This is a genomic window from Pseudomonas sp. 10C3, assembly GCF_036346185.1.
Lineage (GTDB): Bacteria > Pseudomonadota > Gammaproteobacteria > Pseudomonadales > Pseudomonadaceae > Aquipseudomonas.
The window spans coordinates 1-235 of sequence record NZ_JASJVE010000218.1; the positions used below are offsets into that span (position 1 = coordinate 1).

Below are 235 nucleotides of genomic sequence, written 5' to 3' on the forward strand. Positions count from 1 at the left end.
CGATTACATCATTGTGTACACCGCCGGTCATGGCCATGAGCGCACCGACGTCAAAATCATTGAAAAGCTCGATTCCGACGAAGCCCGCGCCCACTTGGGTGACGAGTACAACCGCTTCTGCGATCAGTTGGAACTGGTGCAAGGCGCCTGTCACGAATTCAACCAACAGGAATTCCTCGACGGCCAACTGACGCCAGTGTTCTTCGGTACAGCGCTGGGTAACTTCGGGGTTGAT

The 235-nt window shown here is 54.9% G+C and carries 1 pseudogene; it reads left to right on the forward strand.

The features are described 5' to 3' along the window. A pseudogene (prfC, locus tag QN399_RS26670) lies at positions 1-235 on the forward strand (peptide chain release factor 3); the annotation flags it as partial.